General features: G+C 63.1%; 2 protein-coding genes. One reads left to right on the top strand and one right to left on the bottom strand.

Annotation, left to right across the window (positions count from 1 at the left end; genetic code table 11):
• Positions 1–3891, top strand: a 3891-nt coding sequence (locus NW837_RS06405; protein WP_414329955.1) for an alpha-2-macroglobulin family protein, incomplete at its 5' end; no start/stop codon positions are given.
• 47 nt (positions 3892–3938) lie between these two features.
• Here the strand turns inward: NW837_RS06405 and NW837_RS06400 are convergent.
• Entirely contained in the window at positions 3939–5768 is a 1830-nt protein-coding gene (locus tag NW837_RS06400; protein ID WP_414329954.1) for an NFACT family protein, read from the bottom strand.
• Between the last annotated feature and the right edge of the window lie 75 nt (positions 5769–5843).

The raw sequence follows: 5843 nt of genomic DNA, 5'->3' as shown, positions 1-5843 counted from the left end.
CAGGCTTTGTCCCGCAGCTACGCCTATGGCTGGAACCAGCCCCACCGGATCTACGCCTACACGGATCGTCCCCTCTACCGCCCTGGCCAAACCGTCTATTTCCGCGCCCTGGTGCGAGAGCAAACCCGCCTCACGCCGCCCCCGGTAGGACAAGCAGTGCAACTGACCCTTACGGCCCCCAACGGGGATGTGTTGAGCGAACAAACCCTGGCCACCAATGCTTTTGGCAGTGTCTATGGGGAGTTTCAACTGCCGGAAGAGGCGCCCCTGGGCAGCTACGGCCTGGAGTGGCAGGTGTCAGGGCCGCAGGGATCCAGCGGCGAATACACCTCTTTTCAGGTGGAAGCCTACCGCAAGCCGGAGTTTGAGGTGGCGGTGGTGCCCGACCGACCTTGGCTGGTGCGGGGGGGATCCCTGAAGGTGCAGGTGGAGGCCGAGTATCTTTTCGGCGCGCCGGTGGCCGCTGCCCAGCTCCGCTACCGAGTTTACAGCAGCCCCGACTGGAGCCTGCGCTATGGGCTGTTGCCCCGTTCTGCCGAGGAAGACTATTTCGCCGACGACCTGGGAGAGGAGCAGGGCTACTACGGCGGCTACGGCCAGTTGGTGGCGGAAGGGGAAGGGGTGACGGATGCCCAAGGGCGGGCGGAGTTTCGCCTGGATCGCCTGCTGCAGGATCTCAACTGGGAAGAAGACAGCTACTGGGGCCCCCAAGAGGTGCAGCAGTTGCGCATCGAGGTGGAGGTGACCGATATCAGCCGCCGGACGGTAACAGGATCGGCGCGGGCCTGGGTCACGGCTGGCGAATTTGCTCTGTTTGCGGAAGTGAACCGCCACCTGCCCGCTCCGGGGGATACCCTCACCTACCGGCTGCAAGCCCGCGATTACGATGGCCGCCCCGTCAGCGCCACCGGAGAGCTGAGCCTGGAGCGCTGGCGCTGGGATCCCAAGAGCAGCACCTACCAACGGCAAGATACCCTGCTGCGGCAACCTTTTCAGATTGTCAACGGGGAAGGCAGCCTCACCCTCAGCTTGCCCGCCGACCTGGAGCCGGGAGACTACCGGGTGCGGTTGACGGCATGGGATCCCCGCCGTCAAAGTGCTCCGCACCGCTGGCGCGAACGGGTGCAGGAGGTGGACTATCTCTGGGTGGTGGAGCCGGGCAGCCCCCTGCAAAGTTGGGGATCCCTGCCCAGCCTGGAGGTGGTGGCGGATCGGCAGATCTACCAGGTGGGGGAGGAGGCCCAGATCCTGATAGTCTCGCCGCTGCCGGATGTGGCGGTGCTGGTGGGCATTGAGGGATCCCGGCTGCACCAGGTGCAGGTGCTGCGTCTCCAGGGGCATACGGCCACGCTGCGGCTGCCCATCCGCGGCGACTATCGTCCCAATCTCTACGTCACTGCCACTGCCATCGGCCCAGAGCGGCGGCTGTACCGAAGCGAGGCCCTGCTGCGGGTCTCCCCCTTGGATCGCTTTTTGCAGGTGGAGCTGCAAACCGATAAACCCACCTATCGACCGGGCGAGACCGCCCAAATCCAAATCCGCACCCGCGACGCCCAAGGGCAGCCGGTGAGCGCCGAGGTGGGCCTAGGGATTGTGGACAATGCCCTCTACCTATTGCGACCCGACTTCACCCCGGATATTCGCCGCTTCTTCTATGGGCGCCAGTACAACCAAGTTACCACCACTACCTCTTTCCCTCAGCAATATCCCGGCGGTGCTGACAAGCTGGCCGGTCAAGTGCGGGAAGACTTTCGCGATACCGCCGCCTGGTTCCCGGATCTGGTCACCAATGCCGATGGCCTGGCTCAGGTACAGGTGCGTTGGCCCGACAACCTGACCACCTGGCGCTTGACCGCCCGCGCTGCCACTGCCGACACCCAGGTGGGATCCGCTCTTGCCACGGTCTCAGTCAGCAAAGACCTGTTGGTGCGCTTGGCCGCTCCCCGCTTTTTCCGGGTGGGGGATCAGCTCACCTTGGCGGCCATTGTGCAAAACCGCACGGGTCAAGCCCAAGCGGTGGAGGTGCGGCTGGAAGTTCCTGTTCCTGCCGGTGGGATCTTGAAATTGCAAGGCCCGGAACGACAACGCCTCACCGTGCCGGCCCAAGGAGCGGGGCGGGTGGAATGGCCTCTCCAGGTTCTGGGGGCCGGAGATACCTCTCTGCGGGTCTGGGCGGAAGGGAATGGGCTGAAAGATGCGTTGCAACTGCGGATCCCCAGCCAGCCCTTTGGGGCGGCGCATCGCTTCTCCCAAGTGGGCCAACTGGGAACCCCGTCTGGCTTGCGTGAAGGGGAGTCTGGCAGTCTGGAGTTGCCGCTGGATTGGCCCGCCACCTGGGTGCCGGGATCCCGGCAGCTTCACCTGGAACTGGCCGCTAGCCCGGCAGCAACCCTGCTGGGGCCGCTGGATTACCTGGTGAAGTTCCCCTACGGCTGCACCGAGCAAACCCTGAGTCGCTTCTTGCCCGCCCTAGCCGTCGCCCAAGTCAGCGAGCAGTTGGGCTTGAACCTGCGCTCTCAAACCCTGGAGCGGCTGCCTCGAGTGCTTCGATCCGGCTTGCAGCGGCTGGAGGGATCCCAGAACTTCGATGGGGGCTGGGGCTGGTGGGCCCATGACCGGAGCAACCCCTATCTGACCGGATACATCCTGCAGGGGTATCACCTTGCCCAAGCTGCTGGCTATGCCCTCAAAGAGTGGCGGGTGCGGCAGGCCTTGGACTATCTGGCCGCTCAGGACTATCTGGCCGCTCAACTGGCCCAGCCACAAGCCCTCTCCCCGGATCTACAGGCTTTTGTCGCCTACAGCCTGGCCCTCTGGGATCCCGCCTTGGTGACTGCCGACCTGCCGCCGCCGGAGCGGCTCTCCACCTTTGGCCTGGCCTACCGAGGGCTGGCCGCCCTGCAACTGGGCCAGAGGGATCTTGCCCAGGCAGCCCTGGATGAGGTTCTGGAGCGGCGGCAACAGGATCCCCAAGGGCGCTGGTTTATCCCGGCTGCCTCTTCCTTGGCAACCCACGAGCGCTCCACCTACGACGACATGGAGGTGGCCGGCCCGCTTTTGCAATTGGCCGTTCGCTTGCAGGATGACCGGGCTGCCCAGATTGCCGAGGCCCTTCTCCAGCAGCGGCAAAACAACCGCTGGCGCACCACCAAAGCCACCGCCGATGCTCTCCTCGGCCTATCTGCCTACTACCAGGCCCAGCAGCAGCAGCTTCCCGGCCCCGGCGAGGTGCGGGTGTTGGATGGGACAACTGGATCCCTTCTTGATCGCTGGCAGGCCGGCCCTGCGGATCCCCGCTATGGGTTGGATTGGGCCGATGCAGAAGTGGGGAACCTGAGCAGCCTGCGCCTGGAAAAGTCCGGCCCCGGCCCCCTTTACTACAGCTTGAGGGGAGAAGCCTTCGTCCCCAACCCTCTGCCCTCTCAAGCCCAAGGCTTTGCGGTGAGCCGCAGCTACTTCCGCCTACAGCCCCAGCTCCAACCCAACGGGGAGATCCGCTACCGAGAGCAGCCGCTGCGCCCTGGCGACACAGTAAGGGCCGGAGAAATCCTCCTGGCCCGGTTGACGGTGGAAGCCGAGCGGGACAGCCACTACGTGGTGGTCGAGGATCCCCTGCCCAGCGGCGCCGAGATCACCTCCCAGGATCCGCGAGAGTTCACCAGCTTGGCCCCAGACTACTGGTGGGACTGGTTTTGGACCCGCCAAGAGAATCGGGATGACCGCGTGGCCTTTTTCAGCACCGAGCTCAAGCAGGGTCGCCATGAGTTTGTCTATCTCTTCCGTCCGGAGATCCCCGGCCAATTCCAGGTGGCTCCTGCCTTGGCAGAAGAAATGTACGACCCCAGCCGCTATGGCCGCAGCGCCGCTTACTCCCTCGAAGTTCTCCCTTGAATGCCTCGAACCTGCCCACTTGGCCAGAAACGAAGTGACCAGTTGCGTCAGTGTGGCCCAAGGGCTGACGCAATGAGCAGCTGCGCATGGCTGGGCCGCCCCCAAAGCACCTGCTCCTGTTTGTAAACGACCATGCCGGGCGGGGATCCCTTGGGTTTGAACACCAGTTTCGGGCGAGTGTAGACTACCGGCACCTGTTCGCTGAGGCGACCGCGGCTGAAATGGGCCGCCAAATCAGCAGCCGCCTGCAGATCTTCGCTTTCTGCTACAGCGCCGGGGGGCAAGCGCAGCAGCACATGACTGCCGGGGATCTCTTGGGCATGAAACCACCAATCGTGTTCCTGGGCCACGCGAAAGGTGAGCTGGTCATTTTGCAGGTTGTTGCGCCCCACCCAAATGGAGAAGCCACTGGGGCTGGTAAAGCGGTGGGGGTTGAAGGTTGCCGGTGAGGCATGTTTTGAGCTCGCCCGCAGAGACTCTGTCCCGCTGTTGCGAGTGGGACTCTCCAAGTAGCGCTGTTCAATCAGCTCGGTCTCAATTTCCTTGAGGGTGGTTAAGTCTTGGGGATCCCGATAGGTTTCCAGCTGCTGTAGAGACGCTTCCACCTGCTCGAGGTAGAGGATCTCTTGGCCAAGCGCCTCTTGTAAAGGTCGGAGGGCATCCTGGGCCCGTTTTTGTTTGCGGTGCTTGCGGTAGTAGGCTTGGGCATTGAGAATGGCATTTTTTTCGGGGTCGAGAGGGATCTTGACCGTCTGGCCGCTGGCAAAATCCGGCAGCTCGATGTGATGCAACCCTGGCCGCCAGAGGTGGAGGTGGGCCATCAACAAGTCGGCAGCCTGCTTGGAGGCTTCCGCTTGGGTGGAGTCGGCCAGCATTGCCTCAAATTGCTCTCGCCGCTGATAGAGCTTTTTCAGCAGGGTGGATACCCTTTGCAGCAGACGGTGGCGCTCTCGCTCAAACTGTTCGCGGTTAAGCTGAGCCTGGTAGTAGCCTTCCAGAAGTTGGTGCAGATTGAGTCGAGAAGGTTGTTGCAGGGACTCCGTCCCGCTAACGGGAACGGCACCGCTTGCCCAGCCGAGAACGGTGTATCCCTGGGGAGTGGGAGCCGGGTCAAACTGGCCGGTTTCCAGACGGGTTAACCAGTCTTGCCACCTGGCAAACAGCGCCTGCCAATCCTGGGCAGAGAGGTGATCGCTGGGGGTTTGCGGCGGGATCCCAGCCTGATGGCACATCGCTTCCACCAAATGCCGACTGAGGCCGCGATAACAGCGCAACAGCCGTTGGCCGATGGGGCCAGGGATCAGGGCGACGCGCTCTTGCCACCAGGAAAAGGGCTCGGATCGCTGCGGGATCGGGTCGGTTAGGGCCGGAGGAGCCTCGTAGGGCAGGCCCGGCTGCACTGGACGGATTCGCGATTGGCGCTCGCTCACCCCATGGCCACTGGCCAAGATCATGCCCGCCTCGTCCACCAAAATGGCATTGCTGTGCTTGCCCATCACCTCCAGGTAGAGATGGCGATAAGGGGGATCCCCGGGCCGAGGGGCAAAGCGCAAGTCAATCACCCGTTCCCAATCCTCCAGCAGAGCCAGCTCCGTCAGAGCCAAACCCTTCAGGTGCCGTTGGAGGAACTGGCTAAATTGAAAGCCATCCGGCTCTTTGGGAGGAGGCTGACAGAGGTGGAGACGGGCCGCCTGAGGATGCCAGCACAACAGCAAGCAGGGGCGGGCAGTGAGGGTGCGCAAGCCAATGACCACCGTCCACAGATCGGTCTGTTGGATCCATTCCACGCGGGCAGGCAACACTGGATCCCGACCTGTCTTAGCCTGGGTTAGATCGGCGAGCACAGCACGCAGGGTGGTTAAATCAACCGGCTGCATCCCTGTTGCTGATACATTTACGCTGAACACTGCTGAACATCACTGTTCAACTATGCAGCGATAGCATTCTGTTTG

The organism is Synechococcus sp. R6-10 (assembly GCF_047461815.1).
Taxonomy (GTDB): Bacteria; Cyanobacteriota; Cyanobacteriia; order Thermostichales; family Thermostichaceae; genus Thermostichus.
The sequence above is the reverse complement of the archived record's forward strand: the minus strand, read 5'-3'. Positions and strand labels throughout refer to the sequence as shown.

Coding starts and splice junctions, on each gene's coding strand:
- NW837_RS06400 (WP_414329954.1), bottom strand. CDS start 5,768: ATGCAGCCGGTTGATTTAACCACCCTGCGTGCTGTGCTCGCCGATCTA.